This window comes from Pseudaquabacterium terrae, from assembly GCF_013266755.1.
Classification (GTDB): Bacteria; Pseudomonadota; Gammaproteobacteria; order Burkholderiales; family Burkholderiaceae_C; genus Pseudaquabacterium; species Pseudaquabacterium terrae.
Genome location: NZ_JABRWJ010000010.1, coordinates 239,906 through 263,936 on the forward strand (window position 1 = coordinate 239,906; position 24,031 = coordinate 263,936).

The window sequence follows — 24,031 nt, forward strand, 5'->3', positions numbered from 1 at the left end:
GTTAAGCCGCACGCTCCCAACAATCCAATGATTTGGATTCCATGGAATGTTCGACATCGTCGAACGATCGACTTAGCATGCAGGCATGGAGATCCGGCAGCTTCGCTACTTCCTCGACATCGCCCGCACCGAGCACCTGACGCAATCGGCGCAGAACCTCTTCGTCACGCAAAGCACGCTGTCGCACGGGCTGCGGCAGCTGGAAGACGATCTCGGCCTGGCGCTCTTCGAGCGCCTCGGCCGCGGGCTCAAGCTGTCGCAGGCGGGTGCGGAGTTCCGCATCTACGCCACGCGGGCGCTGAAGGAGATCGAGGCCGGGCGCATGGCGCTGGCGGACTTGAGCGGCCTGCAGGCGGGCTCGGTGACGGTGGGCGCGATCCCGACCTTCCTGAACACGGTGGTGCCGGTCGCGACGGCGGCCTTCAGCCAGGCCCATCCGAAGATCACGGTGGAGGTGCGTGAACTGCGCGCTGCGCCGCTGGAGGATCAGCTGCTGGGCGGTGAGCTCGACCTGGGCATCGCATTCCATCCCACGGCCCATGCCGAGCTCGAGACCGAGCCGCTGTTCGACGAACGTTTGCTGCTGGTGGTCGGGCCGGCGCACCCGTGGGCCGCGCGCCGGCAGGTGGCGATGAAGGCCCTGGCCGGGCTGCCGCTGGCGCTGCTGCCGCGCAGCTTCACGACGCGCAAGCTCATCGAAGAAGGCTTGCGCCTGGCGGGCGTGCAGCCGGCGGTGCGGGTCGAGGTGGCGTCGGTGGAGGCACTGATCGCCGTTTGCCGCCACGGCGACCTGGCCAGCATCGTGCCGGAGCGCGCAGCGCGGCTGGCACCCGACGTGACGGCGATGACGCTCACCGCGCCCATGATCGTGCGACACGCCGGCCTGCTGTGGCGGCGCGGCGCGTCGCGCAGCACGGCGGCGCGCGAGTTTGCCGATCGCCTGCGCCGCGCGGCGGGGCGTTGAGCAGCGGGTGCCGGCGGCCTGGCCGCCGCGTCAGCGCACGGCGGGCAGGCTGTCCCAGAACCTGCTGAGCAGCTGCGCGAAGGCCTCGGGCTGCTCCACCGCGCTGAGGTGCGCGGCGTCGAGGCTCTGCAGTCGGGCGCGCGGAATACTGTCGGCGATCGCCCGCGACAGCGCCGGCGGCGTGGCGTCGTCGCGATCGCCCGCGATCACCAGCGTCGGGCAGCCGATGGTGGCGTTGCCCGCTTCCAGATCGATGCCGGCCACTGCCGCGCATGCCGCCGCATAAGGCGCCGGGGCCGTGGCCACCAGCACCGCCCGCAATGCCGCCACGCGTGCCTGTCCGCCCCTGCTGTCGGCGCGGAACTCGGGCGTGAACCAGCGCTGCAGGGCGCCGTCGGCAATGGCTTCCATGCCCTGCGCCTGCACCGTGGCGATTCGCATCCGCCACAACGCGAGCGCGGCCTCGTCGTAGTGGCTGGCCGAGTTGGCGATGACCAGGCTGCGCACCAGCGCCGGATGGCGAGCGCCGAGGGCCTGGGCCGTCATGCCGCCCATCGACAGGCCCACGAAGTGCGCCGCCCCGCCGCCGTGCGCGCGGATCAGCTCGGCGGCATCGTCGGCCAGGTCGGCCACCGTGAACGCGTCTGACCCGGCGGGCGACCGTCCGTGGCCTCGGTGGTCGTAGCGCAGCACCGTGAAGTGCGGCTGCAGCTGCGCGGCCACGCCGTCCCACATCGTCAGGTCACAGCCCAGCGCATGGCTCAACACCACCAGCGGGCCCTGGCCCTGCGTCACGAAATGCAGTTGCGGCATGGCGGGTCGTCCAGGTCGAGATGGGGAAGGGGCGGCATTGTGCGCGCCCCGGGGCTGGCGCGGCCCGGAGGTTCAACGGGCGCCTGCGCGCGCAGCCAGGGCGGCATCCACCGACAGCCGACCCGCACCGCTGATCAGCAGCGACACCGAAGCGGCGAGCAGCGCCAGGCCGAATTCGTAGCCGTTGTTGGCCATGAACAGGCCCTTGTCGATGTGCACCGAGAAGATCGCCACGAGCATCGCGAAGGCCAGCGCTGCGGCAGCGGGCCGCACCAGCACGCCGAGCAGCAGTGCCAGGCCGCCGAAGAACTCGGCACTGCCGGCCAGCAAGGCCATCACGTAGCCCGGCGTCAAGCCCAGCGACGCCATGAACTGGCCCGTGCCTTCCAGGCCGTAGCCGCCGAAGGCGCCGAAGAGCTTCTGCGCACCGTGCGCCACGAAGATGATGCCGATCGGCAGGCGCACGGCCAGCGGGCCCCAGCCGGCGTCACTGGCCAGCAGTCGTTGGAAGGTGCGGGAAAGGGGGGTGGTGCTCATGGTGTGTTCGTCCAAGGTGGTGAATCGATGCCAGAACTTTAGATGTTGCGGCGATCGAGATAAACATGCTTGAATGAGATCAACCATCCCGGAATTCAAGACAATGGACCGGTTTGAAGAAATGCGGGTCTTCGCGGCCGTGGTCGACGCAGGCAGCTTCGTCGGCGCGTCGGCTGCGCTCGAGATGTCCAAGGCGGCGGTGTCCCGCCACGTCGCCGAGCTGGAGTCGCGTTTGCGTGTGCGGCTGCTTCATCGCACCACGCGCAAGCTCTCGCTGACCCCGGAGGGCGAGGTCTTTCATGCGCGTTGCCGCGAACTGCTGGGCGGCGTCGAGGAAGCCGAGGCGGAGATCACCTCGCGCAGCGACGAGGCCAACGGGCTGCTGCGCATCAACGTGCCTTTCTCCTTCGGCCTGCTGCACCTGGCGCCGCTGTGGGTGGAGTTCATGGCTCGGCACCCGAGGGTTGCGCTCGACGTGACGCTCGCCGACCGCGTGGTCGATATCGTCGAGGAAGGGTTCGACCTGGCGGTGCGCATCGCGCGCCTGCCCAACTCGTCGCTGGTCAGCCGGCAGCTCACGTCGACACGGCTGGTGCTGTGTGCATCACCGGGCTACCTGCGCGCGCACGGCCAGCCCGACCACCCGTCCGATCTGGCCCGCCACGACGTGTTGGCCTACAGCCTGTTCTCGATGGGAGACCAGTGGGAGTTCACGGGGCCCGGGGGCGTCGCCTCGGTGAAAGTGACCCCGCGCCTGCGCACGAACAGCGGCGACACCTGCCGCGTCGCCGCGCTGCACGACCAGGGCATCGTGCTGCAACCCAGCTTCCTGGTCGGGCCGGACCTGTTGGCCGGCACGCTGGTGGAGCTGATGCCGGCCTGGCGTTCGATCGACCTGGGCGTCTACGCGGTCTACCCGTCGCGCAAGTTCGTCGCGCCCAAGGTCCGGCTGATGATCGAGTTCCTGGTGCACGCCTTCAAGGAGCGTGCGTGGCCCGCGTGAGCGTCTTGGGCACGCCGAGTTTCAGGATCTGGCAGGAGAAGGCGGCATCACTGCGCGCGGCCGCCGTGGCCACGGACTGGCGCCTGCCTGCCTGGCAGGCAGGCAGGCGGGTCGGGCAGTGACGATGCCGACGTTTCCTGACCGGTCAGGCCCGGACTCCCAGGTCAGGACTCTGTCGACAACATCGGCCGTCGCTGGAGCACCTTCGATGCGCTCGATTCACCGCGCGAGCGTGTCTTGGGGACGACGAGCAGATCCGTGTCTGCTTCCGCCAGCAGGCGTTGCGCCGTGCTCCCCAGCAAGAAGTCTCCGAGCAATGACCGACCGGACTTGCCGACGACGATCAGATCGGCAGCACCCTCGCGACTCTTCTGCAGCGTCACCGCGGCAGGCAGGCCTTCGGCCACCGTCGTGAGCGTCCTGCGCGTCGGCAGGCTGGCCGCCAGGTTCATCAGGCGATGCAGACTGACCCCTTTCGCCCGGTGAATGACGGACTGCAGCAACTGGTCCGAAGAGTCGGCCATGCGCAGTCGGCGCGCCATCGGAACGGACAACGCGTGCAGCAGGTGCAAGGATGCCTGCGGCGCGACGCGGGCCGCCCATCCGACGGCAGGAACGGTGGCATCCGCCAGGTCGACGGGCACCAGTGCGCGTCTGTAAGGGGCGCACTGCAGCGACGACGGTCGTTTCACGACCAGCACCGGCCGGCGCGACAGGCGCACCAGGCGCTCGGTCGTGGTCCCGAACAGCAGCGAGCGCAGCGAGCAGCCGGCCCCACCCCCGAGCACGACCAGATCGGCGTCGTCTGCGGCACGCAGGATCTGCTCGACGGCATCGGCCTCGCGTGTGACGGCGATCCAACGCATTTCGTGTCCGGCGCGCAGTTCGCGCGTCAGCCGATTCAGCGTGCGGCGGACACGCCGCTCGGCGAGATGCGCGTCGTAGGGTGAGCGAGCGCCGATGCATGACTTGTCGGGCGCAGCGGTCAGAACGGTCAGGCGGGCCGCGTTCTCGGCGGCAAGAAGAACCGCACGCTGAAGTGCGGGCACGGCGGCTTCGCTCAGGTCGGTGACGTGAAGAATGGAGCTCAGGTTGGTCATGGTGCCCTCCGCTACAGCACGAAATCGCCGCTGGCTTCGGGCTGGAAAAGGATGGCCGATACGCGCGCCCGCACCTCCTGTCCTGAAGGCGTCTGCCACGCCGCCAGAGAACCCACGCGCAATCCCAGCAGCGCTGAACCCACGGGCGACAGCACGGAGACGAACCCTTCGGCAGGCTCGGCGTCTTCGGGGTAGCACAGCGTCAGCACCTGGGGTTGGCTCGTGGTGGACGCGACCAGTCGCACGCGCGAATACATCGTCACCACGTCCGGCGGGACCGCGCGCGCTGGCACCAGGTCGGCGTTGTCCATCGCGGTGCGCAGTGCGGCGCTCGTCGCCTGGCCGGCGGGCGTTCCCGCAAGCAGTCGCTTCAGGCGAGCATGGTCGAGGTCCGTGAGCGTGCGCTCGGTGAGCAGCATTGTGTCCATCGTGCAGTCCTTTCGGTCGCGAGAGCGACCATCGATCAGCGCGGGCAGTAGGCCCGGCGATCGAAGGTGTGCGCGAGAAGGGACAGTCGAATCGCCGGGCTCAGGAAAGTGCGGTCTGCAGCCCGAAGGGCTCGCCGACCGCCACACCAGACCGGACGCGCGCGATCCCCGCTAGCGTGGGACGTGCGCACCCCAACGCAATGCGCGGAGCGGCAAGGCGATGGTTGGGGCGAAGGTGGAAGGACACATGCGCATCGTAGCGGTTGCGCACCGGACGCTGAAGAGACGCGTCCAGTAGCCATGCACGCATTGCCGACTCTCGCGGCGCTGATCACCAGCCACGTGTGCAGCGCCAGCGTGCCTTCAGAGCCGGTGAAGTGGATGACCGAGGCCAGCGCGACGATCCAGGCCGCAAGCGTCGATGCCAGTGCAGGCGCATGCATGCGGCCATCACTCGATCACCTCGCCACGCAGCAGAAACTTGGCCATGGCCATCGATCCGACAAAGCCGAACAGCCATCAGCAGGGCGCCTTCGAAGTACATCCGGCTGTCGTAGCGAATCGCCAGCACCAGCATCATGAGCATGCCGACCACGAAGACAAAGTCGGACGCGAGCACGCGGTCCTGGGCGCGCGAACTCGGCATCGTCGGTGTCGACGTCGAAGACGTGCAGCAGCAGCGCCGAGCGGTCCGGCGCGAGCTCCGCCCAGACCGTGCCCGGAACCCAGGGAGAGCACGACCTCCATCAGGGCTCCTCCCCATCGGAGCTTGGGACAATGTGCTTTTCGCAAGCGCAGGTGACCGCATGGATGCCATCCTCGCCGAGTCCACGGTGACATGCCCTCGATGCGGCCACGCCAAGTGCGAGACCATGCCGCTCGACGCCTGCCAGTTCTTCTACGAATGCGCCGGGTGCAAGACGCTGCTGGCGCCGCTACCTGGCGACTGCTGCGTCTTCTGCTCCTACGGCTCGGTGAAGTGTCCGCCGGTGCAGGCAAGGAAGCCGTGCTGCGAGTGACCGGGCCGCCGGCAACGCGACGCGGCATGGCAGGAAAAGAGGTCATCTCGACATTGCTGCCACAACGGCAGGCGACGAAACTCGGAACATCAAAGGCCGCTTGACCCTTCCACGACAGGAAGGTCCAAGTGTTCCCCCAGTCCTCTTCGCCGGAGAATCACGTGGCCTACCCCATGAACATTGGTGAAGCTGCCCATGCCGCGGGCGTGACGGCCAAGATGATCCGCCATTACGAAAGCCTCGGATTGATCGCCGAGGCCAGCCGTACCGATGCCGGCTATCGCCAGTACACGGCTCGCGACGTGACGGTGCTGCGATTCATCCGCCAGTCGCGCTCGCTCGGCTTCGCGATCAGGCAGATCGAGCAGTTGCTCGGCCTGTGGGCTGACACCCAGCGCGAAAGCCGCGACGTGAAGGCGCTGGCGCGCGAGCACATCGCCGACCTCGACCGCAAGATGGCCGAGATGGCGCAGATGAAGGCCGCGCTCGAAACAATGGCATCGGCCTGCCACGGCGACCAGCGCGCCGACTGCCCGATCCTGCGCACGCTGTCGAGCGACGCGGCAGCGGCAATGCCCATACCGAAGCGGGCTGAGAAGCAGCCGCGTGCCGACAGAACGCGGCGCAACGATGCAACGCCGCCCACCCACGGCGGCCTGATGGCCTGGATGCACGGCCTGGGCTCCCCAGGCGCCATCGGCCACGCCTGAGCGCGAGGCGCGAACGGAGCCGGCGCTGCTCGAGCGTCTGGCCGCAACGCGCAGCACCGCGACGTGGCGCGCGCGACTCATGGACGCGCGCGACAGCCGCGAGCTCGCGCTGGCGCCGATCGGCGTCAGCGACAACGAGGCGAGCCCGGACACCCGCACGCTCAGCCTGCGCGCCAGGCTCGACGACCCCGGCTTGCTGATGCCCGGTCAGGTTGTGCGCGCTCGGCTGAGCACCGGCGCCGCGCCGCTCGCGCTGCTGGTGCAGGATCAGGCCGTCGGCACCGACCAGGGCCGCCGCTATGTGCTCGTCGTCAACGACCGGCAGGCCGTCGAGTACCGATCCGTCACGGTCGGTGCGATGCACCAGGACCTGCGCATCGTTCGGCCCAAGAGCGGCTTCTGATCCGGTTCACTGCGAGGGCACACTCCCGGTGCGCCGATGCGTGCCCTACGCCGTCACTGCGGCACTTCAGACGGCGCAGCAACAAGCCCCAGTCCCCGCCGCTACTTGATCTCGTCTGCGTGGTCGTGCGCGCCAAGCGCCAATGACGCCTGCTGCGCCGGCAATGCCGTTCGCAGCAATCTGCCACCAGGAGCCGGCGGCCACCGCGTTCACCATCCACAGTGCATTGACGGCGACCATTGCCCAGCGCAGAGCGGCGTCTCGCATGTAGAACATCGCATAGGAGGCCATGAGAGAACCGAGCACGGGGAACATCGTGCCGAAGCCGCTCCATGTCGCCACCGCGATGAGCAAGGTTGCGGCTGCAAAGGCCGCAAACGCGATGGCCTTCGTTCGCGCGGGGTGGTCACGCAGCACTGACGCACTCACTTGGCGGCCGACACTCAGCGCACTCAGGGCTGCCGCGGTATGCGCACCGATCAAGAGGTTGTTCAGCGCCCAGGTGGCCGACGCCCAACCGGTCGTCTTGACCAAGGCCCGATCGCTCGAGCGAACCAACGCGCTCAGGTTCAAGGACAGGGCGACGAGGCCGGTGACATCGACGAAGTAATGGGACAGCATGGCGATTCGCGAGGTGTGGTCAGTGCCCCGGTGCATCGCTCGCCGGGAAAGCGCGGCCGCCCAGCGCGACCGGTTCCCAGCTTCAAGCTTCCCCCGACGGCAAGGTCAAGCGGCATCGCGCCTGGACCTCGGCGCAGCTTTCGAAGGCTGGCTTCGAGCCGCGCTCAGTGCGTCGATGTCGACAGGGTCGCCGGCGTCCGGCGCTCTGCGCCACGAGATTGCACCGCCCACATGCGCCAAGCGGCCCCACTGCAGGACACCAGGACTCCCCACAGGGGTCGCCTTGATTGGCGACCACGCATCGCCGAAACTCTCTCGGTCCAAGATCAAAGCACTCGATGCACCATGCAGATCGCGCTCCCCGCAACGCAGGGCAACGCCCCCGGCAGCGTCGGCGAGGACTTGCGTCAGCACGATCCGATCCCGCCGCGTTTCGTGGTGCCGGAGGCCGAGGACCTGGACTACTTCCTTCGCCGGCCGCGCAGGCCGGCACAAGGGATCTTCAAGTCGTTGATGCCTCAGGACGCGGCGCAGCTGACAGGGTGCCATTGCCAATGAACGTTATCGACAACGCCAAGCTCGCCGGTTCGTACTCGGTCGAGCCCATGCCGGATTCCGAGATAGTCGCGGCCCTGCGCGAAGCCATCGCGGCCAATCAGTTCCACGTGGTCGTCCAGCCGCAGGTGTCGATCGACACCGGCGAGATCGCGGGAGCTGAAGCCTTGTTGCGCTGGGAGCATCCGGCCCTCGGTTCGGTGGATCCGAAGACTTTCATCCCGCTGGCCGAACAGGCAGGGTTGATCGGCACGATTGGCGACTGGGTGTTGCGCCGGGCCTGCCTGCTGGCCCGCAAGTGGCAGCGCCAAGGTCTTCCCGCGGTGCGCTTGTCGGTCAACATCTCAGGCGGGCAACTGAGGACGCCCGACTTTGCAGTTCGACTCGAGCGCCTGGTCGCTGACACCGGCCTCGAGCCGTGCCGGCTCGGCATCGAGCTCTGCGAAACCGCGTTGACGCGAGACACCGACCACGCGGCCGCACAGTTGCACCGGCTGCGCGAACAGGGACTCCAGATCGCGCTCGACAACTTCGGCACCGGTTATGCGAGCCTCACCCACTTGCGCAGCCTGCCGCTGGATGTGGTCAAGATCGACCGATCGCTGATGACGGCGACCACGGACGGCGCGCAGGCGCTGCCCATCGTCCGCGCCATCGTCGCGATGACGCACAGCCTGGGCATGAAGGTGCTGGCCCAGGGCGTCACCAATGAAGCTCAGCTCGAGGTGCTGGCGGCCAGCCGGTGCGACCTGTTTCAGGGCTACCACTTCAGCCCGCCGGTCGCGCCGGAGGCCTTCGAGGCGATGCTGCGCACTGGCCACCAACTGCCGGTTTCGGTGCGGCGCCGAGCAGCACGCAACGTTCTTGTCGTCGATGACGATCCGCTGGTCGCGCACAGCCTGGGCGAGAAGCTCACGCGTCACTTCGCCGAAGAAGTGAATGTGGAGGTCTGCGATCACCCCCTCGATGCGGTGAGCTGCCTGCGGTCACGGCCGTTCGACATCGTCGTCAGCGACCTGTGCATGCCGGTGCTCGATGGCATCGGATTGCTGATCAAGGCGCGCGAGTTGCAGCCGAACGCCGTCCGAATGATGCTGCTGGGCCCCACGGACCTGGTGCGCTTGCTGGACAACGAGCGCCAGGTCGACGTGTTCCGGTACCTGTCGAAGCCCTGGTCGTCGAAGCAGTTCCAGGCGCACTTCAAGGACGCGCTGTTGCAGGTCGAGCAGGTTCAAGCGTTGGGCGCTGCTTCGACCACGGACGCACCGCAGGAGGCCCCCGCCGAGTGGGAGCTGCCGAGCCAGCTGATGACGATGCCGGGCGATCTCTGGGCGACCAGCACAGCTTGAGGTTCCCATCAGGGAAAGCTCGAGTCAGTGGGCGACGGGCTCGCGCAGCCACTTCGGATCGGCGGCGACGGGCCCGCTCAGGGTGCGCAGGAAAGCGATCAACTGGGTGGCCTCCCGGTCGTTCAGGTTCAGCGGCTTCAGCTCGCTGTGGCCCTTGGGCGCCGCGGGCGCGCGGTTGTAGTGCTCGACAACCTGGTCGAGCGAGTCCAGCTGCCCGGCGTGCATGTAGGGCGCCCGCTCGGCGACATTGCGCAGCGACGGCGGCCGGTACTGCCGCAGCTGGTTCGGGCTGTCGGTGACGAGGAATCGCAGCTCGCCGCACTGCTCGGGCCTGGCGTCGCTGTACGGACCGAGGCAGTTGAACTCGTCGCCGAGCACCTGCTTCACGCCGGCCGAACGACCCGTGTCCGAGGTCAGGCCCTTGGCGAACGGCACGCCGGTGTTGTGGAAGTCGTTGTTCGTGAACAGCGGGCCGTTGTGGCACTGAAGGCAGTTCGCCTTGCCGAGGAACAGGCGCAGCCCGGCCACTTCGTCGGGGGTCAGCGTCGCCTTCATCTGCTGCACATCGTTGCGGATGGCGGCCTCGACGTAGCTGTCGAAGCGTGACGCACCCGGCATGATCTGCCGCTCGTACGCGGCAATGGCCTTGCCGAGGTTGGAGAACACGCGGGACACCGCATCGCGCGCGGCCGGCGTCATGCGCTCCCATGCCGCGCGGGCCGCCGGGTCCTGAACCGGACCGGCGTGGGCCGGCACCGAGGCCAGGTCGGGCAGCGGACCGAAGAGCGCCTCGTACTCGGTGCGATGGTGCCGGGCCGCCAGGTGCGCGAGCTGCGCGCGGTTGCCGCCATGCTCGACGGCGCTCTCCAACGGCCCGAGCGCCTGCGACCACTGGCTGTCCTTGCGCCCATCCCAGAACTGCCAGGGGCTGTGTGCGGTGCCGATGATGGTCATGGTGCGGCGATCGGTGGTGCCGAGCCCCTTGGTCGCCAGCGGCGTGCCGTCCTGGAACTGCTTGCCCGGCGCGTGGCAGCTGGCGCACGAGACCTTGCCATTGCCGCTGAGGCGCGTATCGAAGAACAGTCGCTGGCCGAACTCGGCGGCACGCGGGTCGTCAGCGACGCGGTTCGATGGATCCGGCGGCAGCGGCTTCAGGCTGCCGATCCACAGGCCGCGCAGCGCCGACAACTCCGACTCGCTCCAGAAGGCGCGCGGGGCGGCGAAGGCGGAGAGCGTCAGAACGCAAGCCATGAGCGCGCCGACGAGCGCACAAGTCCTTCGGTTCATGGTGCTAGTGCTGCAGCATCAGGTTGAACTTGGCGACGTCGCTGCGCTCGCCGCTGGTGACGGCGAACTCCATCACCCACCAGCCACCCATCTGGAACTTGATGCCTTCGACGAGGTAGTCGCCGTTGCCCAGGTTGCGCGTCACCCGCGGGCGGGTGGGCAGGCCATGCATGTGCTGCGGCATGTCGCCGTCGACCTTCACCGTGGCGTCGGTCACCGGGCGCCCGTCGGGGCGCTCGACGTGCAGTGTCCAGCTGTGCAGGCGGTTGATCGGGATCGGCGTGGTATCGCTCTTGTAGGAGACGCGATAGGCGCCCTGTTCAGACGCGCGTGCCGCCGCGTAGTCCAGGTTCTTCGGCATGAAGGCGCTGCAGGCGCCCAGCGCGCCGAGCATCGCGAGGCTGCCCGCAAGCCGGATGAGCGCTCGCCGGCCAGGCTTTTCCGTGGTCGCGGTCGGTGCACTGCGGTCGCCGCAGAGGCAGCCCTGGTCGGCCGCATCGCATCCGCAGCGGACGGCGCAGTTGCAGCCCCGGGGCAGGGCAAGGGATGAGTCGTGTTGCATGGAGAGCTCCGGTTGGGATGACCGGAACTGTCGACCTTGCCCCGGTGGGAAGGTCAAGCGGCCCGGCCGCGTTTGGCAGAAAAAGCGGCCAGGACGACATTGCAGCCATGCTCGCCAGCGCCGATCCTTCATCCATCGAGACACCGAGATGCCACCATGAACGACCCGCTCCACATCGGCTTCCTGCTCTTCCCGCGCGTCACGCAGCTCGACCTGACCGGTCCGGCGCAGGTGCTCAGCCGGGTGCCGAACGCCGCGGTGCACCTGCTCTGGAAGACGAAGGAGCCGGTGGTGACCGACGTCGGGTTCGAGATCAACCCGACCACCCGCTTTGCCGACTGCCCGCCGCTCACCGTGCTGTGCGTGCCCGGCGGCTTCGGCATCGACGACCTGCTCACCGACAAGGTGACGCTCGGATTCCTGCGCCAGCAGGGGGAGACGGCGCGCTACGTCACGTCGGTGTGCAACGGTTCGCTGGTGCTCGGCGCGGCCGGGCTGTTGAACGGGTACCGGTCGGCCTGCCACTGGATGTGGCGCAAGTACCTGCCGCGTTTCGGCGCCGAGCCGGTGGCCGAGCGCGTCGTCCGCGACCGCAACCGGATCTCCGGCGGCGGTGTCACGGCCGGCATCGACTTCGGCCTGGCGCTCGCCGCCGAACTGGCGGGCGAGGAAGTCGCCAAGACGCTCCAGCTCGCCTTCGAATACGACCCGCATCCGCCGTTCGACTGCGGGTCACCCGAGAAGGCGGGGCCAGACCGTGTGCGCCGGCTCACGGACCTGCAGCAGGAACGCATCGCCCACGTCGAAGCGCAGATTGCCAAGGCGGCGCTCGCGCAGATCTCATCGAAGGAGTGAAGTCATGCTCAAGAGAACGCTGCTCGGCCTGCTGTCGTTGCTGGCCCTGCTGGCGATCGCCGTGTTGGCGAACACCTATCGAAAGACTGGCCGGCAGGTCGACGTCCCGCCGGTCGCCCACGCGAAGGTGGACGCAACCCGTGCCGCCGAGCGGCTGGCCGGTGCGGTGCGGTTTCGCACCATCACCTACGACAACAAGCCGGACGCGTCGGCAGCCGAGTTCCAGAAGCTGCACGCCTACATCGAAGAATCGTTCCCGCTGATCCACCGCACGCTCGAGCGCGAGATCGTCGGCGGCCACAGCCTGCTCTACACCTGGAAAGGCAGCGACCCGAGCGCCAAGGCGATCATGCTGATGGCGCACCAGGACGTCGTGCCGATCGCCGAGGGCACCGAGAAGGCCTGGTCCGTGGACCCCTTCGCCGGCACGATCAAGGATGGTTTCGTCTGGGGCCGCGGCTCCTGGGACGACAAGGGCAACTTGTTCTCGATGCTCGAAGCTGTCGAGTCGCTGATCGCGCAGGGCTTCAAGCCGCGCCAGACGGTCTACATCGTCTCCGGCCACGACGAGGAAGGCGGCGGCGAGCGCGGCGCGAAGAAGATCGCCGAGCTGCTCGCCGCGCGCAAGGTGCGGCTGGACTTCGTGATGGACGAGGGCACGCTGATCACCGAAGGCGTGATGAAGGGCCTGGACAAGCCGGTGGCCCTGATCGGCGTTGCGGAGAAGGGCATCATGACCTTGTCGCTGCACACCTACGACGAGCCAGGGCACTCCTCGATGCCGCCGCGAGAGACCGCGATCGGCATGTTGAGCGCCGCGCTGGCGCGGCTGGAGGCGAACCAGATGCCCTCCGGCATCGACGGGGTGGCAGCCGAGATGTTCGACACGCTGGCGCCGGAGATGAGCGGCGCCGGCCGACTGCTGCTGTCCAACCTCTGGCTGTTCAAGCCGCTGGTCAAGCGCGAGCTCGAGAAGAGCAAGGGCTCCAACGCGTTCACACGCACGACGACCGCGCTGACGGTGTTCCACTCGGGCAACAAGGTGAACGTCGTTCCGGCGCAGGCCGAGGCCTTCGTCAACTTCCGCATGCTGCCGGGCGACACGCAGGAAGAGGTCATTCGGCACGCGCACGACGCGATCGCCAATCGGGCCGTGAAGATCGAGCGCTTCGGATTCGCGGCCGAGGCCTCGCCGGTCTCTCCCACCGGCTCCGAGGCCTATCGCCTGATGAACACGACGGTTCGCGAGATCTTTCCCGGCACGGTCGTCGCGCCCGGCCTGATGGTGGCGGCAACCGACTCGCGGCACATGCTGCCGATCGCCGATCACGTGTACCGCTTTTCGCCGGTGCGGGTGAAGGAGACGGACCTGTCGCGCTTCCACGGCACCGACGAGCGGCTGTCGATCGAGAACTACGCGGAGATGATCGCGTTCTATCACCGGCTCATCAGCTCGGCGTCCGGGGCGCCGCTTCACTGAGCGGGCGAGGCGTGCCGCAGCAGCGACGACGGCGGCACGCCGAGCAGGCGGACGAAGCTGCGCCGCATGCGCTCGACGTCGCCGAAGCCGCAGTCCACCGCCACCCGCTGCACCGAGGAAGCGCCGCTGTCCAGCGCCGCGCGTGCCGCCTCGACCCGCAGCCGTTCCACCGCCTTGGCCGGCGTGACGCCGGTCTCGGACTGGAATGCCCGTGCAAAGTGCCGCGGGCTCATGCAGGCCTTGGCGGCAAGATCGTCGACGCTGTGGCGTTCGGTGAGGTTGCGCCGCACATGGTCCAGCAGCGTGACGAAGCGACCGTGCGCTCGCTGCATCGACAGCAGCGCCGAGAACTGCGACTGGCCGCCGGGTCGGCGGTAGTACACGACCAGCTCCTGGGCCACGGCACGCGCCAGCTCGTCGCCGTGATCCTCGGCGATCATCGCCAAGGCCAGGTCGATGCCGGCCGTGATGCCGGCGCTCGTCCAGACGCGTCCTTCCTTGACGAAGATGCGATCGGCTTCGAGGCGCACCTCGGGAAACAGCCGCTCGAACTGTTCCGTGCGGCACCAGTGCGTTGTCGCGCAGCGGCCGTCGAGCAGGCCGGTCGAGGCGAGCATCAGGCTGCCCGAGCAGACGCTGGCCACACGGGCCTGCCGGTCCGCGCAACGGCGGAGGAACCCTTGCATCCGGGCGTCGCCCAGGAACTCATCGATGCCGTCGCCGCCCGAGACCAGCACCGTGTCGACATCGCTGCTGCGTGGCAGCGGGTCGGCGAGCCAGGACACGCCGGAGGAGCTGCGCACGGCGCCAGGCTCTGACGCAACGATGCGCACCGCGTAATGGCCGGCGACCTCGAACGCTGCGATCGGCCCGGCCGCGTCCAGCAGCTGGAAGCCCGGGAACACGAGGACTGCAACGCGGTGCGGCATGGCAGGAAAGGAGGTCGATGGGGCAGGGCGGACAACGATAAGGCCGTGCGCTGCGGCGGGTCAATCGCCCAGGCGGCAAGTGCTTGACATTGCCATTGTGGGAAGGTCGACAGTAGAGCTACCGGGCAGCCAACCGGACCCGGTTCAGTCCCCGCACAACCGCCGAACTTTCGGAGACGCCACCATGAGCCAGACTGCAGAGCTGCACGACGCGCACGACCACCGTCACGCTGGGCACCAGCATCACGACGAGCCGCACACCACCATCAGCTTGAACCGCACTGCCTTCTGGGCAACGCTGCACTGCCTCACCGGTTGTGCCGTGGGGGAAGTCCTGGGCATGTTCATCGGCACCGCGCTCGGCTTCTCGAACATGGCCACGATCGGCCTGGCGGTGGTGCTCGCATTCGGCTTCGGTTACGCGTTCACGATGCTGCCGCTGCTTCGCGCCGGCCTGGGACTGCGACGGGCTGCCCGGCTTGCCTTGCTCGCCGACACGGCTTCCATCGCGGTGATGGAGATGGTCGACAACCTCGTGATGCTGGCGGTGCCAGGCGCGATGGATGCGCCGGTGTCCTCGCCGCTGTTCTGGGCCGCCCTGGCGTTTGCGCTGCTCGTCGCCGCTGGCGCCGCGTTTCCGCTGAATCGCTGGCTGATCGCGCGCGGCAAAGGCCATGCGGCAGTGCACGATCACCACCACCACCACCACCACCAGATCCCTGACGCCTGAGAGAAATGCATGAACATGAACGGACCATCACCCCGGATCCGCGCCTTCGACGGCGCCGTCTCTGAAGCCGTGGGGCTTCTTGGCGCGGACGATCCGGCGGCGGCGCTCGCGGCGCTGCGACGCGCGCACGTCCTGGGACAGCGGGACTTCGGGCGCCATCTGCACGTGCATTGGCTCATGCTTCGCGTCGCCTGGAAGCTGGGTGATGCGCGGGAGGTGGTCGGTCAGCTGTGGAGGCTCTTGCTCGTGCCACTGGGGCACCTCAGCGGCCGATTGCCGGAGGGCAATCCCGGAACAGCGGATGTCAGCGCGTTTGCGCCACGCGCGGTCCCCGCTGAGCTGGCGGCCTTGCTGGGCAAGGACACCGGCAACGCAGGCTGACTATCGTCGAACGGATTGAACCGGGACGGGCGTGTATCCCGCCTCCTTGATCGCATCGCTCAGCTCCTGGGCGTCCGCCTCGGTCGGCTGGATCTGGACCAGGTGCCTTGCCAGGTCGATCGCCACGGCGGCGCCCTTGTCGGCCGCCTTCACGGCCTGGGTGATCGTGCTGGCGCAGTGGCCGCAGGTCATGTCGTTGACTTCGAAGGCAAGCATTGGGTCTCCAGGGATGGTTCGTCGAGGACCAAACTCTGGACCTTGCTACCGTTGGAAAGTCAACGGCCTGGTCCAATACCCACAATCCTGTTGCGGCAGCTAATGGTGTGTGCTTGACCTTGCCAGTGTGGGAACCTTGACGATGCGGTCACGATCGAGCACTACAGATGTCGAGGATCCATGAACGCTCCCGCCCTTGCCAATCCGTTGGGTATCCGCCTGCAGGTAACGGGCATGACGTGTGCCTCCTGCGTGATGCGGGTCGAGAAGACGCTCCAAGCCGTGCCAGGCGTTCAGTCGGCGAGCGTGAACCTGGCGACGGAGGAGGCGTCCGTCAGCGCGGATCCGGGCGTCAGCGCCGATGCGTTGGCCGCGGCGATCCGCAAGGCGGGCTACGACGTGGCCACCAACGAATGGTCGCTTCGGATCGACGGCATGACCTGCGCTTCGTGCGTCGCGCGGGTCGAAAAGGCGCTGCTGAAGGTGCCGGGCGTTGCCTCGGCGTCCGTCAACCTCGCTACCGAGAAGGCGACCGTCCGGGCCCTGTCGACTGTGCCGGTCGCGGCACTCAAGGTGGCGGTCGAGAAGGCGGGCTATGTCGCCAAGGAGCTCCAGGAGGCCCAGGCCGAGCGAACGCCGCCGCTGCCTTCATGGTGGCCTGTGGCGGTGAGCGCTGCGCTGACGCTTCCCCTGGTTGCGCCGATGCTGCTGCAAGTGTTTGGCGTCGACTGGACGCTTCCGGCCTGGGTCCAGCTCGCGCTGGCCACACCCGTGCAGTTCTGGCTCGGCGCGCGCTTCTACCGCGCGGGCTGGAAGGCCCTGCGTGCCAAGACCGGCAACATGGACCTGCTGGTCGCACTGGGCACGTCCGCCGCCTTCGGACTGTCGGTGTACCTGATGTTCCGGCACGCGGCCCACGGCATGGCGCACCTGTACTTCGAGGCCTCGGCCGCTGTCGTCACGCTGGTGCTGCTGGGCAAGTGGCTCGAGGGTCGGGCGAAGCGCCAGACGGCCGATGCCATCCGGGCGCTCAACGCGCTGCGCCCGTCGACCGCCCGCGTTCGCCGCAGCGGTGCAGAGTTCGATGTGCCGGTGGAGCAGGTGGTGGTCGGCGACCTGGTGATCGTGCGTCCCGGTGACCGTGTCGCGGTCGACGGCGAGATCGTCGAGGGCCGCAGCCACGTCGACGAGTCGCTGATCACCGGTGAGAGCCTGCCGGTCGCGAAGTCCGCCGGCGACAAGGTGACCGGCGGCTCGATCAACGCCGAGGGCGCGCTGGTCGTGACGACGCTCGCGATCGGCGCCGAAACGACGCTGGCGCGCATCATCCGCATGGTCGAATCCGCACAGGCGGCGAAGGCGCCGATCCAGCGCATCGTCGACCGCGTCAGCGCGGTGTTCGTGCCGGTGGTGCTCGGGATCGCATTGCTCACCTTCCTGGCCTGGGTCGGCATCACGGGCGACTGGGAACAGGCGCTGATCAACGCCGTGGCGGTGCTGGTGATCGCCTGCCCGTGCGCGCTGGGCCTGGCGACGCCGACCGCCATCATGGCGGGCACCGGTGTCGCCGCACGCCGCGGCATCCTGATCAAGGATGCCGAGGCGCTGGAGATCGCTCACGCCGTGACGGTAGTGGCTTTCGACAAGACCGGCACGCTGACCGAAGGCAAGCCGGCGCTGGCTGCGGTCGAGCCGGCTGGTGGCGTCGAGCCGCAGGACGTCATCCGGCTCGCTGCCGCGCTGCAGAGCAGCAGCTCGCATCCCCTCGCCGTTGCCGTGACGAATCGGGCTCGTGCCGACAGGCTGGCGGTGCCCGACGTGACGGAGGCGAAGGCGCTGCCCGGCCGGGGCGTCGAAGGGGTCGTGCTGGGGCAGGCGTTGGCGCTCGGCAGCACGAGACTGCTGCGCGAGATGGACGTCGACGCCGGTACGCTGGCTGCCGCGGCGCAGCGCCTGGAGCGCGAGGGCAAAACCATCTCCTGGCTGATCCGCACCGACGGTCCGTCGAAGCAGTTGCTCGGGCTGCTGGCGTTCGGCGATACGGTCAAGGCATCGGCTGCGCCGGCGATCGCGCGCCTGCACGAGCTGGGCATCCGCACCGTGATGCTCACCGGCGACAACCGCGGCAGCGCAGCCGCGGTGGCCGCCGCGCTCGGCATCGATGAGGTGCATGCCGAAGTGCTGCCGGGCGACAAGGCGAACGCGGTGCAACGCCTGCGCGCCGGGGGTGACGTGGTCGCCTTCGTCGGCGATGGCCTGAACGACGGTCCGGCGCTCGCCGCGGCGTCGGTCGGCTTCGCGATGGCCGGCGGCGCCGACGTCGCGACCGAAACCGCCGGCATCACGCTGATGCGCGGTGATCCGCGGCTCGTGGCCGATTCGCTGGACATCTCGCGCCGCACCGTCGCGAAGATCAAGCAGAACCTCTGGTGGGCCTTCGGCTACAACCTGCTCGGCGTACCGCTGGCGGCGCTCGGCCTGCTGAACCCGGTGATCGCCGGCGCTGCGATGGCCTTCAGCAGCGTCAGCGTGGTGCTCAACGCACTGACCTTGCGCCACTGGCACGGCGCGGCCGAGACGCCCACCGGCCCAGGTGCCGAAGTCCAACCCCGCGCAGCAACCTGATGAGGACCCCATGAGCAGCACCATGAACATCGGCGAGGCCTCCAAGGCCTCCGGCGTCTCGGCGAAGATGATCCGCCACTACGAGAGCGTCGGCCTGTTCCCGGAAGCCGCGCGCACCGACTCGGGCTACCGGCAGTACACCGACAGGGAAGTCAACACGCTGCGGTTCATCCGCCAGTCGCGCGACCTCGGCTTTTCGATCGAGCAGATCCGCGAGCTGTTGGGGCTCTGGCAGAACCGCAAGCGCCCGAGCCGTCAGGTCAAGGCGCTGGCCCAGGCGCACATCGAGGAGCTCGACGCCAAGCTCAAGGAGCTGCAGTCGATGAAGGCGACCTTGGAGCACCTCGTGCACTGCTGCCATGGCGACGACCGGCCCGACTGCCCGATCATCGAGACGCTGTCGCAGGATGGCAGCGTTGAACCGGCAGCGCGTGCGAACGGGTCGCGCTCACGAGGCGGGTTGCGCCCCGGACGGGCGCAATGACCGTGCGGTAAGCTATGACGATGTCCCCGGTGCTCCGGACCTTCCTGATGTGGTTGTTGATGTTGGCGATCCCCGTCCAGGGGTTCGCTGCGTCGGCCATGCTGCATTGCGGGCCGAACCACCAGCGGCAGCAGCAGGCGGCGGCGGTGCACGCCGAGCACGCCGCGGTCGGCGATCACGCCGCGGTCGGCGATCACGCCGCGCACCATGTGCAGCAGGGCCACCACGCGGGGCACGGCGCCAGTGCTGATGCCGATCGTTCGGCCGACGGCGACGGCGCGGCTGCGTCGATGAGCAGCGCCAAGTGCAGTGCCTGCGCCTACTGCTGCTACGCGACGGCGCTCCCCAGCGCGTCGCCATCCTTCGGTGTCATCACGCCGGACACGGCGATCGATCCCACCGTCGCCACCGGGTTCGCGGTCATCGTGCCCGACGGACTCGAACGTCCCCCGCGATCCTCGCCCGCCTGATGCGGCGGGCCGCGTGCGCTCGAGCGAGCGCGCCGGCCACTTCAGCCTGATCTTCCGTCCCGCCGCCGTGTCGCGGCCCACGGAATCATCGGCGCCTTCACGCGAGAGAACTGACGATGTCTTCCATCCGGTCAAGCAGGCGATGGCCTGCCCATGTGCTGATCGGGTCGCTGCTGGGGCTGCTGGCGCATGCCGCCGGCGCCGCGCGCCCGGACCCGCTCGATCCGCAGGCCCTCGTGCCGCGCCTGACCCACGAATCGGCCTTCAAGCAGTACCGCGGCCAGCACGACGAGAAGCTGCGGTCGTGGAAGGAGGCCAATGACGAGGTCGGCCGCATCGGCGGCTGGCGTGCCTATGCGCGCGAGGCCCAGCAGCCCGACAAAGTGGCGGCGCCGGCTTCGGCCGCGAGCGGCCCCACGACGGTCAACCCTCCGGCCAGCCAGCCCGCACCGCGCGGCGGCGGGCACCAGCATCACTAGAGGGGCGGGCAGATGAACACGGTATCCAAGAATGACCCGCCTCGTCTTGCCTGGCCGCGCACTTTGACCGCCATGCTGCTCGGCCTCGTCCTCATCGGCTGCGCTTCGCTGAACCCGGAGAAGGGGTTTGCACCCGTGCAGGCGTTGGGCAAGGACAAGCTCGACAAGGACCTGCGCTGGAGCCGCACCGACGAGGACCGGCAGCAGGTCGATCGGCGCGTCGCCGAGCTGCTCGAGCAAGCGCTGGGCGCCGATGCCGCGGTGCAGGTCGCGCTGCTCAACAACCGGGGCTTGCAGGCGGCCTTCGAGCAGCTGGGCATCGGTGACGCCGAGCGAGTACAGGCCAGCCAGCTGCCGAACCCGGGCTTCAGCTTCGGACGGCTGCGCCGCGGCGACGAAGTCGAGCTCGAACGCGGCCTTCACGTCAACGTCGCGCGCCTGCTGTCCTTGCCGCTTCTCAAACGTGCCGAGGAACGCCGGCTCGAACAGACGCAGGCCGACGTCGCGGCCCAGGTGGTCGCGCTGGCCGGCCAGACGCGGCGAGCCTGGATCGACGCCGTGGCCGCCGAGCAGGCGCTGCGCTACACGCAGCAGGTGCAGCAGACCGCGGACGCGAGCGCTGAGCTGGCGCGCCGCATGGCACAGGTCGGCAACTTCAACAAGCTGCAGCAGCTGCGCGAGCAGAGCTTCTCCGCCGATGCCGCACAGAACCTGGCGCGCGCGCAGCGTGCGCGGCTGGCCGCGCGCGAGCGGCTGACGCGGCTGCTGGGTCTGTGGGGCACGCAGGCTCAATTCACGTTGCCCGAGCGGCTGCCCGATTTGCCGAACGATCCGCGGGACCTGCCGGACCTGGAGCGCACGGCGATGAGCCAGCGGCTGGACGTGCTGGCCGCCAAGCGCATGGCCGAGCAGACGGCCAGCAACCTCGGGCTCACGCGGACGACGCGGTTCATCAACGTGCTCGAGCTCGGCCTCGTTCGCAACAGCTCGAACGAGGCGCCGGCGCAGCGCGGCTACGAGATCAGCCTCGAGCTGCCGCTGTTCGACTGGGGCGGAGCACGCGTCGAACGTGCCGAGGCGGTGTATCGCCAGGCGCTGCACCGCGCGGCCGACACGGCCATCAACGCACGCTCCGAAGTGCGCGAGGCCTACGGCGCCTACCGCAGCGCCTGGGACATCGCGAAGCACCAGCGCGACGAGGTCCTGCCGCTGCGCCAGCGCATCGCCGAAGAGAACCTGCTGCGCTACAACGGCATGCTGATCGGCGTCTTCGAGCTGCTGGCCGATGCGCGATCGCAGATCGCCGCGGTCAACACGTCCATCGATGCACTGCGCGAGTTCTGGCTCGCGCAGGCCGACCTCGACATCGCGCTGCTCGGCAAACCGAGCCTTGCGCCGACCGCCGCTGCCGCGATGACGGCTGAAGCCGGCGGCGGCGCCGCGCACTGAACACAGGAACGAGACATGGTTTCCCGACGCAATTTCCTGGGGCGCGCCGGCGCCACCACCGTGGCCATCGGTGCCGCGGCCGTCAGCAAGGTGGCGATGGCCGCGCTGCCCGAGCCGGTGATCCAGACCACGCCCGACACGATGCCACCGCTGCAGCCAGCCACGGGCCGGCCCTACAACCCGGTCGTGACCTTGAACGGCTGGACGCTGCCCTGGCGCATGAACAACGGCGTCAAGGAGTTCCACCTCGTCGCCGAGCCCGTCGTGCGCGAGATGACACCCGGCTTCAAGGCGCACCTGTGGGGCTACAACGGCCAGAGTCCCGGCCCGACGATCGAGGTCGTCGAAGGCGACCGCGTGCGCATCTTCGTCACCAACAAGCTGCCCGAGGTGACCAGCATCCACTGGCACGGCCAGCGCCTGCCCAACGGCATGGATGGTGTGACCGGCCTGACGCAGCCGGCGATCGAGCCAGGCAAGACCTTCGTCTACGAGTTCGTCGCGCGGCGCCCCGGCACCTTCATGTACCACCCGCATGCCGACGAGATGGTGCAGATGGCGATGGGCATGATGGGCTTCTGGATCACCCATCCGAAAGCGAAGCATCCGCTGATCGACGAGGTCGACCGCGACTTCGTCTTCCTGCTCAACGCCTACGACATCGATCCCGGCAGCTACACGCCGAAGATCATGACGATGCTGGACTTCAACCTGTGGAGCTGGAACAGCCGCATCTTCCCGGGCATCGATCCGCTGGTCGTGCGCAAGAACGACAAGGTGCGCATTCGCATCGGCAACCTGACGATGACCAACCACCCGATGCATCTGCACGGGCACGAGTTCCTCGTCACCGGCACCGACGGCGGGCCGACACCGAAGGGCACGCGGCAGTACGAGGTGACCTCTGACGTCGCCGTCGGGCAGATGCGCCAGATCGAGTTCCTGGCGGACGAGGAGGGCGATTGGGCATTCCACTGCCACAAGAGCCACCACACGATGAACGCGATGGGCCACGACGTGCCGACGATGATCGGCGTCGACCACCGCGGGCTCGCGCGCCAGATCACGAAGCTGATGCCCGATTACATGGTGATGGGCGAACGCGGCATGCACGACATGACCGAGATGGAGATGCCGCTGCCCGACAACACCGCGGCGATGATGACCGGCACCGGACCCTTCGGCGCGGTCGGCATGGGCGGCATGTTCAGCGTCGTGAAGGTGCGCAAAGACCAGAAGGCGGGCGACTACAAGGATCCCGGCTGGTTCAAGCATCCCGCCGGCACCGTGGCCTACGAGTGGACCGGCGCGCTGACCGAGCCGGCTCGCTTCAAGGCCGAAGGCAGCGGCTCGATGCCAGCGCTTGCGCGACCCACGACCCCGACCGAGGTGCGCGTGCGCAAGCCCTCGGGCCACTCTGGCCACTGACCCCCACAAGGAGATCATCCGATGAAGACCAACATGCGCCGCACGACGCGGACCTGCCTCACTGCCGGCCTCACGACGCTGGTGCTCGTGGCGTCGACCGCCGCGTCGGCTCAGGGCCATGCGAACGCCTACGCCGGCGAGCAGAACCGAAGCATCAAGTCGCTGTCGGAGCGTGACATCGCCGCCCTCATCGACGGCCAGGGTGCGGGGCTGGCGAAGGCGGCAGAGCTGAACGGGTACCCGGGTCCCGCCCACACGCTCGAGCTGCGCGCGCAACTCGCATTGAGCTCCGAGCAGGCCGCGGCGACCGAGCGGCTGATGAGCGAACACAAGCAGCGCGCCCGAGACCTCGGCGCGAGGCTCGTCGAGGCCGAGCGTCGGCTCGACGTCTTGTTCGCCGACCGCCGCGCAAGTGCGGAAAGTGTCGAGGACGCTGCGCGCGACGTCGGCCAGCTGCAGGCCCGGCTGCGCGCCGAGCACCTCAAGACCCACCTTGCCCAGACCGCCCTGCTCAGCGGCGAGCAGGTTCGTACCTACAACCAGCTGCGTGGCTACGCTGCTGCGGTGCCCGAACCCACCCCATCCGGCAGCGACGCGTCGCACAGCCACCACCGCTGACGCCCAAAGGAGATGTCATGCAACACAGCAAGAGAAGCTTGATGTTCGCCGCTGCGGCGAGCCTGCTCGGGACCACGACCGGCGCCGGCGCGCACGGCGACGAGAAGCACCCGAAGAAGGCCGGCCCGGTCAGGAAGGAACAGAAGGACTGGGGCATCGCCGGCGACGCCAAGGCGGCGAAGCGCACGATCGACGTTCGCATGCTCGACACCATGCGGTTCACGCCCGACCGCATCGAGGTGCGCCAGGGCGAGACCGTGCGCTTCAACGTGCACAACGCCGGCAAGATGCTGCACGAGTTCGTGATCGGCACGAAGAAGGAGAACGAGGCGCACGCCGCGCTGATGGTGAAGTTTCCGACCATGGAGCATGAAGAGCCGTACATGGCCCACGTGCCGCCGGGCAAGTCCGCCCAGCTGGTCTGGAACTTCAACCGCGCGGGCGAATTCGAATTCGCGTGCCTGATCGCCGGCCACTACCAGGCCGGCATGGTCGGAAAACTCATCGTCGCCGCCTGAGCGTGGCGCCCTCCCAGG

The 24,031-nt window shown here is 68.5% G+C and carries 28 protein-coding genes and 1 pseudogene; 19 read left to right on the plus strand and 10 right to left on the minus strand.

What is annotated here, in order from left to right; translation table 11 throughout:
- The first annotated feature begins 85 nt into the window (after window positions 1-85).
- The gene (locus HLB44_RS29670) at window positions 86-964 is read left to right on the plus strand and encodes a LysR substrate-binding domain-containing protein (RefSeq protein ID WP_173131791.1); all 879 of its coding nucleotides are present in this window, start codon (window positions 86-88) and stop codon (window positions 962-964) included.
- Window positions 965-994: 30 nt separating this feature from the next.
- Here HLB44_RS29670 and pcaD read toward each other — a convergent pair whose 3' ends face one another.
- A complete protein-coding gene (gene pcaD, locus HLB44_RS29675; protein WP_173131795.1) occupies window positions 995-1,777 on the minus strand; it encodes a 3-oxoadipate enol-lactonase in 783 nt (260 codons plus the stop codon).
- Window positions 1,778-1,849: 72 nt separating this feature from the next.
- Window positions 1,850-2,314 (minus strand): DoxX family protein, encoded by a 465-nt coding sequence (locus HLB44_RS29680; protein ID WP_173131800.1) that lies wholly within the window; start codon window positions 2,312-2,314, stop codon window positions 1,850-1,852.
- Window positions 2,315-2,417: 103 nt separating this feature from the next.
- Here HLB44_RS29680 and HLB44_RS29685 point away from each other — a divergent pair, with 103 nt between their 5' ends.
- Window positions 2,418-3,317, plus strand: a complete 900-nt coding sequence (locus HLB44_RS29685) for a LysR family transcriptional regulator (RefSeq protein WP_173131804.1) — start codon at window positions 2,418-2,420, stop codon at window positions 3,315-3,317.
- Between the two features lie 164 nt (window positions 3,318-3,481).
- Here the strand turns inward: HLB44_RS29685 and HLB44_RS29690 are convergent, their stop codons facing one another.
- The 3 genes and pseudogenes from HLB44_RS29690 to HLB44_RS37510 form a co-directional block, all read right to left on the minus strand.
- Window positions 3,482-4,417 (minus strand): universal stress protein, encoded by a 936-nt coding sequence (locus HLB44_RS29690; RefSeq protein ID WP_173131808.1) that lies wholly within the window; start codon window positions 4,415-4,417, stop codon window positions 3,482-3,484.
- Window positions 4,418-4,428: 11 nt separating this feature from the next.
- Window positions 4,429-4,845 (minus strand): nucleoside diphosphate kinase regulator, encoded by a 417-nt coding sequence (gene rnk, locus HLB44_RS29695; RefSeq protein ID WP_173131812.1) that lies wholly within the window; start codon window positions 4,843-4,845, stop codon window positions 4,429-4,431.
- A gap of 450 nt (window positions 4,846-5,295) precedes the next feature.
- Window positions 5,296-5,476, minus strand: a pseudogene (locus tag HLB44_RS37510) (monovalent cation/H+ antiporter complex subunit F); the annotation flags it as partial.
- 175 nt (window positions 5,477-5,651) lie between these two features.
- Between HLB44_RS37510 and HLB44_RS29705 the strand changes: the two are divergent.
- The 3 genes from HLB44_RS29705 (at window position 5,652) to HLB44_RS29715 (ending at window position 6,977) form a co-directional block, all read left to right on the plus strand.
- Window positions 5,652-5,864, plus strand: coding sequence for a GDCCVxC domain-containing (seleno)protein (locus HLB44_RS29705; RefSeq protein ID WP_173131815.1), 213 nt, complete (start codon window positions 5,652-5,654; stop codon window positions 5,862-5,864).
- Between the two features lie 128 nt (window positions 5,865-5,992).
- Entirely contained in the window at window positions 5,993-6,574 is a 582-nt protein-coding gene (gene cueR, locus HLB44_RS29710; protein ID WP_343051627.1) for a Cu(I)-responsive transcriptional regulator, read from the plus strand.
- 79 nt (window positions 6,575-6,653) lie between these two features.
- Entirely contained in the window at window positions 6,654-6,977 is a 324-nt protein-coding gene (locus tag HLB44_RS29715; protein WP_173131817.1) for a permuted SH3 domain-containing protein, read from the plus strand.
- Window positions 6,978-7,043: 66 nt separating this feature from the next.
- On the opposite strand, the gene HLB44_RS29720 is transcribed toward HLB44_RS29715, so the two are convergent.
- Entirely contained in the window at window positions 7,044-7,598 is a 555-nt protein-coding gene (locus tag HLB44_RS29720) for a YgjV family protein (protein WP_173131820.1), read from the minus strand.
- Window positions 7,599-7,943: 345 nt separating this feature from the next.
- Here HLB44_RS29720 and HLB44_RS29725 point away from each other — a divergent pair, with 345 nt between their 5' ends.
- Both HLB44_RS29725 and HLB44_RS29730 read left to right on the plus strand, forming a co-directional pair.
- Entirely contained in the window at window positions 7,944-8,156 is a 213-nt protein-coding gene (locus HLB44_RS29725) for a hypothetical protein (RefSeq protein WP_173131823.1), read from the plus strand.
- Entirely contained in the window at window positions 8,153-9,502 is a 1,350-nt protein-coding gene (locus tag HLB44_RS29730; RefSeq protein WP_173131826.1) for an EAL domain-containing protein, read from the plus strand. Before HLB44_RS29725 ends, HLB44_RS29730 begins: the two co-directional genes overlap by 4 nt.
- Before the next feature lie 24 nt (window positions 9,503-9,526).
- Here HLB44_RS29730 and HLB44_RS29735 read toward each other — a convergent pair whose 3' ends face one another.
- Both HLB44_RS29735 and HLB44_RS29740 read right to left on the minus strand, forming a co-directional pair.
- Window positions 9,527-10,753 (minus strand): cytochrome-c peroxidase, encoded by a 1,227-nt coding sequence (locus HLB44_RS29735; RefSeq protein WP_246312536.1) that lies wholly within the window; start codon window positions 10,751-10,753, stop codon window positions 9,527-9,529.
- A gap of 40 nt (window positions 10,754-10,793) precedes the next feature.
- The gene (locus HLB44_RS29740; protein ID WP_173131832.1) at window positions 10,794-11,183 is read right to left on the minus strand and encodes a FixH family protein; all 390 of its coding nucleotides are present in this window, start codon (window positions 11,181-11,183) and stop codon (window positions 10,794-10,796) included.
- A gap of 324 nt (window positions 11,184-11,507) precedes the next feature.
- Between HLB44_RS29740 and HLB44_RS29745 the strand changes: the two genes are divergently transcribed.
- Together HLB44_RS29745 and HLB44_RS29750 are read left to right on the plus strand one after the other, a co-directional pair.
- Window positions 11,508-12,206: a DJ-1/PfpI family protein gene (locus HLB44_RS29745; RefSeq protein WP_173131835.1), complete on the plus strand. Its 699-nt coding sequence runs from the start codon at window positions 11,508-11,510 to the stop codon at window positions 12,204-12,206.
- A 4-nt stretch (window positions 12,207-12,210) separates the two neighbouring features.
- Window positions 12,211-13,686 (plus strand): M20 family peptidase, encoded by a 1,476-nt coding sequence (locus HLB44_RS29750; protein ID WP_173131838.1) that lies wholly within the window; start codon window positions 12,211-12,213, stop codon window positions 13,684-13,686.
- Here HLB44_RS29750 and HLB44_RS29755 read toward each other — a convergent pair.
- On the minus strand, window positions 13,680-14,615 hold the full coding sequence (locus HLB44_RS29755; protein ID WP_173131841.1) for a GlxA family transcriptional regulator: 936 nt from the start codon (window positions 14,613-14,615) through the stop codon (window positions 13,680-13,682). The genes HLB44_RS29750 and HLB44_RS29755 overlap by 7 nt on opposite strands.
- A 184-nt stretch (window positions 14,616-14,799) precedes the next feature.
- Here HLB44_RS29755 and HLB44_RS29760 point away from each other — a divergent pair, with 184 nt between their 5' ends.
- Together HLB44_RS29760 and HLB44_RS29765 are read left to right on the plus strand one after the other, a co-directional pair.
- Window positions 14,800-15,345 (plus strand): DUF4396 domain-containing protein, encoded by a 546-nt coding sequence (locus HLB44_RS29760; protein ID WP_173131844.1) that lies wholly within the window; start codon window positions 14,800-14,802, stop codon window positions 15,343-15,345.
- Between the two features lie 9 nt (window positions 15,346-15,354).
- Window positions 15,355-15,726, plus strand: a complete 372-nt coding sequence (locus HLB44_RS29765) for a DUF3703 domain-containing protein (protein WP_246312537.1) — start codon at window positions 15,355-15,357, stop codon at window positions 15,724-15,726.
- Here HLB44_RS29765 and HLB44_RS29770 read toward each other — a convergent pair whose 3' ends face one another.
- Window positions 15,727-15,942 (minus strand): heavy-metal-associated domain-containing protein, encoded by a 216-nt coding sequence (locus HLB44_RS29770; RefSeq protein WP_173131847.1) that lies wholly within the window; start codon window positions 15,940-15,942, stop codon window positions 15,727-15,729.
- A gap of 180 nt (window positions 15,943-16,122) precedes the next feature.
- Between HLB44_RS29770 and HLB44_RS29775 the strand changes: the two genes are divergently transcribed.
- The 8 genes from HLB44_RS29775 to HLB44_RS29810 all read left to right on the plus strand — a co-directional run bounded on the left by HLB44_RS29775 (window position 16,123) and on the right by HLB44_RS29810 (window position 24,013).
- Window positions 16,123-18,567 (plus strand): heavy metal translocating P-type ATPase, encoded by a 2,445-nt coding sequence (locus HLB44_RS29775; protein ID WP_173131850.1) that lies wholly within the window; start codon window positions 16,123-16,125, stop codon window positions 18,565-18,567.
- Window positions 18,568-18,589: 22 nt separating this feature from the next.
- Window positions 18,590-19,051 carry a Cu(I)-responsive transcriptional regulator gene (gene cueR / locus HLB44_RS29780; RefSeq protein WP_173131940.1) on the plus strand — a complete coding sequence of 154 codons (462 nt, stop codon included), beginning with the start codon at window positions 18,590-18,592 and terminating at the stop codon, window positions 19,049-19,051.
- A gap of 20 nt (window positions 19,052-19,071) precedes the next feature.
- The gene (locus tag HLB44_RS29785) at window positions 19,072-19,521 is read left to right on the plus strand and encodes a hypothetical protein (protein WP_173131853.1); all 450 of its coding nucleotides are present in this window, start codon (window positions 19,072-19,074) and stop codon (window positions 19,519-19,521) included.
- A 116-nt stretch (window positions 19,522-19,637) separates the two neighbouring features.
- Complete coding sequence (locus HLB44_RS29790; RefSeq protein WP_173131855.1) at window positions 19,638-20,000, plus strand: hypothetical protein; 363 nt, start codon at window positions 19,638-19,640, stop codon at window positions 19,998-20,000.
- Between the two features lie 72 nt (window positions 20,001-20,072).
- Complete coding sequence (locus HLB44_RS29795; protein ID WP_246312538.1) at window positions 20,073-21,449, plus strand: TolC family protein; 1,377 nt, start codon at window positions 20,073-20,075, stop codon at window positions 21,447-21,449.
- Between the two features lie 15 nt (window positions 21,450-21,464).
- Window positions 21,465-22,877: a multicopper oxidase family protein gene (locus HLB44_RS29800; protein ID WP_173131861.1), complete on the plus strand. Its 1,413-nt coding sequence runs from the start codon at window positions 21,465-21,467 to the stop codon at window positions 22,875-22,877.
- Between the two features lie 21 nt (window positions 22,878-22,898).
- The gene (locus tag HLB44_RS29805; protein WP_173131864.1) at window positions 22,899-23,495 is read left to right on the plus strand and encodes a hypothetical protein; all 597 of its coding nucleotides are present in this window, start codon (window positions 22,899-22,901) and stop codon (window positions 23,493-23,495) included.
- A gap of 41 nt (window positions 23,496-23,536) precedes the next feature.
- Window positions 23,537-24,013, plus strand: coding sequence for a cupredoxin domain-containing protein (locus HLB44_RS29810; RefSeq protein ID WP_425500877.1), 477 nt, complete (start codon window positions 23,537-23,539; stop codon window positions 24,011-24,013).
- Window positions 24,014-24,031 lie beyond the last annotated feature (18 nt).

What these genes read in the sequence shown, in the direction of transcription:
- HLB44_RS29670 (WP_173131791.1), top strand. Translation starts at nt 86, where the DNA reads ATGGAGATCCGGCAGCTTCGCTACTTCCTCGACATCGCCCGCACCGAG.
- pcaD (WP_173131795.1), bottom strand. Translation starts at nt 1,777, where the DNA reads ATGCCGCAACTGCATTTCGTGACGCAGGGCCAGGGCCCGCTGGTGGTG.
- HLB44_RS29680 (WP_173131800.1), bottom strand. Translation starts at nt 2,314, where the DNA reads ATGAGCACCACCCCCCTTTCCCGCACCTTCCAACGACTGCTGGCCAGT.
- HLB44_RS29685 (WP_173131804.1), top strand. Translation starts at nt 2,418, where the DNA reads ATGGACCGGTTTGAAGAAATGCGGGTCTTCGCGGCCGTGGTCGACGCA.
- HLB44_RS29690 (WP_173131808.1), bottom strand. Translation starts at nt 4,417, where the DNA reads ATGACCAACCTGAGCTCCATTCTTCACGTCACCGACCTGAGCGAAGCC.
- rnk (WP_173131812.1), bottom strand. Translation starts at nt 4,845, where the DNA reads ATGGACACAATGCTGCTCACCGAGCGCACGCTCACGGACCTCGACCAT.
- HLB44_RS29705 (WP_173131815.1), top strand. Translation starts at nt 5,652, where the DNA reads ATGGATGCCATCCTCGCCGAGTCCACGGTGACATGCCCTCGATGCGGC.
- HLB44_RS29715 (WP_173131817.1), top strand. Translation starts at nt 6,654, where the DNA reads ATGGACGCGCGCGACAGCCGCGAGCTCGCGCTGGCGCCGATCGGCGTC.
- HLB44_RS29720 (WP_173131820.1), bottom strand. Translation starts at nt 7,598, where the DNA reads ATGCTGTCCCATTACTTCGTCGATGTCACCGGCCTCGTCGCCCTGTCC.
- HLB44_RS29725 (WP_173131823.1), top strand. Translation starts at nt 7,944, where the DNA reads ATGCAGATCGCGCTCCCCGCAACGCAGGGCAACGCCCCCGGCAGCGTC.
- HLB44_RS29730 (WP_173131826.1), top strand. Translation starts at nt 8,153, where the DNA reads ATGAACGTTATCGACAACGCCAAGCTCGCCGGTTCGTACTCGGTCGAG.
- HLB44_RS29735 (WP_246312536.1), bottom strand. Translation starts at nt 10,753, where the DNA reads ATGGCTTGCGTTCTGACGCTCTCCGCCTTCGCCGCCCCGCGCGCCTTC.
- HLB44_RS29740 (WP_173131832.1), bottom strand. Translation starts at nt 11,183, where the DNA reads ATGCTCGGCGCGCTGGGCGCCTGCAGCGCCTTCATGCCGAAGAACCTG.
- HLB44_RS29745 (WP_173131835.1), top strand. Translation starts at nt 11,508, where the DNA reads ATGAACGACCCGCTCCACATCGGCTTCCTGCTCTTCCCGCGCGTCACG.
- HLB44_RS29750 (WP_173131838.1), top strand. Translation starts at nt 12,211, where the DNA reads ATGCTCAAGAGAACGCTGCTCGGCCTGCTGTCGTTGCTGGCCCTGCTG.
- HLB44_RS29755 (WP_173131841.1), bottom strand. Translation starts at nt 14,615, where the DNA reads ATGCCGCACCGCGTTGCAGTCCTCGTGTTCCCGGGCTTCCAGCTGCTG.
- HLB44_RS29760 (WP_173131844.1), top strand. Translation starts at nt 14,800, where the DNA reads ATGAGCCAGACTGCAGAGCTGCACGACGCGCACGACCACCGTCACGCT.
- HLB44_RS29765 (WP_246312537.1), top strand. Translation starts at nt 15,355, where the DNA reads ATGAACATGAACGGACCATCACCCCGGATCCGCGCCTTCGACGGCGCC.
- HLB44_RS29770 (WP_173131847.1), bottom strand. Translation starts at nt 15,942, where the DNA reads ATGCTTGCCTTCGAAGTCAACGACATGACCTGCGGCCACTGCGCCAGC.
- HLB44_RS29775 (WP_173131850.1), top strand. Translation starts at nt 16,123, where the DNA reads ATGAACGCTCCCGCCCTTGCCAATCCGTTGGGTATCCGCCTGCAGGTA.
- cueR (WP_173131940.1), top strand. Translation starts at nt 18,590, where the DNA reads ATGAACATCGGCGAGGCCTCCAAGGCCTCCGGCGTCTCGGCGAAGATG.
- HLB44_RS29785 (WP_173131853.1), top strand. Translation starts at nt 19,072, where the DNA reads ATGTCCCCGGTGCTCCGGACCTTCCTGATGTGGTTGTTGATGTTGGCG.
- HLB44_RS29790 (WP_173131855.1), top strand. Translation starts at nt 19,638, where the DNA reads ATGTCTTCCATCCGGTCAAGCAGGCGATGGCCTGCCCATGTGCTGATC.
- HLB44_RS29795 (WP_246312538.1), top strand. Translation starts at nt 20,073, where the DNA reads ATGCTGCTCGGCCTCGTCCTCATCGGCTGCGCTTCGCTGAACCCGGAG.
- HLB44_RS29800 (WP_173131861.1), top strand. Translation starts at nt 21,465, where the DNA reads ATGGTTTCCCGACGCAATTTCCTGGGGCGCGCCGGCGCCACCACCGTG.
- HLB44_RS29805 (WP_173131864.1), top strand. Translation starts at nt 22,899, where the DNA reads ATGAAGACCAACATGCGCCGCACGACGCGGACCTGCCTCACTGCCGGC.
- HLB44_RS29810 (WP_425500877.1), top strand. Translation starts at nt 23,537, where the DNA reads ATGTTCGCCGCTGCGGCGAGCCTGCTCGGGACCACGACCGGCGCCGGC.